Raw genomic sequence first — 1,087 nt, 5'->3', positions numbered from 1 at the left:
GGCAATCGGTCCCCCTCGGTGAGTCCTCTGGACAGCGCGAGACTCTCTGAGATGATGACCCCACCCTCAGCCTTTGCACGCTGAAGGATCGTGGCCGACTCCCCCCTCCTGAACAGGAGCTTGCCGTATCGCGCCACCACCGCGAAATCCCCCGCTGCGAGCAATCCCTCCTGCCCCAGTAGCTCGACACGCGTGCCGATGAACGAGTCAAGAGCAGCGATCCCTTGGATCCGAGCGGCACCTTCGATAAAGGTGTCCAGAAGCCTTGCCTGGCTGCCTTTCACGAAGCGGGCGGCCGGCGACACCATGATGTCGGCCCTGATCGTCTGTTCCACCCACAGCTCCACCGTTCGCCGGAAGCTGCCGATCATGAGGGTCAGCCCAACCAGCATTGCAATGGCGGTCATCATCGCAGCGACCGCGACCGCACTCCGTCCGATCTGTGAAGAGAGGTTGCCGGCCGCAATCGTAAGCAGTGGAGCCCGCCTCCCCCCACAGAGGGAATGAATGCCTGCCCCGGTAAAGCGCAAGAGTTGGGGAGTGAAGCATGCTACCCCAAAGATGAGGCAGGCCAGAGAGAGATAGCCGAAGAGGGGCGCACCACCAACCGGACCCGGGCGGGTCAACAGGAAAGAGGCGGTGAGCAGCAGGAAGCCGTACAGGAGTACGAGCAGGGAACGGCGCGTCCAGGTCCTTTCGAAGGAACCGATGTGCATTACGTCCTTTGGCACGATCCGGCTCGCCGCAAAGGCAGGCGCGAGGGAGGCCAACAGCGCGCAGGCAGTTCCCAATCCCAGCGTTGCAAGCAGAAGGACCGGACCGACCTCGACTTCTTCTACCCGGAGGTAGGCATACAGGGTCGAGACCGTCCTTGAGACGCTCTGCAGGAGTACCCCGCCAAGCCACAACCCCCCACCGACCCCGAGCAGCGAGCCCAGGAGCCCCAGCGCCATTCCTTCTACGGCGAAGAGGACGGCCACTACACGGCGCGTGAGCCCGAGTGAACGGAGGATTCCGATCTGACGCCGACGCTCCAGGACCGAAAGAGAGACGGCATTGTAAACCAGGAAGAGACTGACCAGCAGTG

Annotated in this window: 1 protein-coding gene; it reads right to left on the bottom strand. The window is 62.9% G+C overall.

The window, feature by feature from the left end:
• The coding region (locus KGL31_13570; protein MDE2322920.1) for an ABC transporter permease at positions 1-1,087 on the bottom strand (1,087 nt) is incomplete at both ends.

The organism is Candidatus Methylomirabilota bacterium, assembly GCA_028870115.1.
GTDB lineage: Bacteria > Methylomirabilota > Methylomirabilia > Methylomirabilales > Methylomirabilaceae > Methylomirabilis.
The sequence above is the reverse complement of the archived record's forward strand: the minus strand, read 5'-3'. Positions and strand labels throughout refer to the sequence as shown.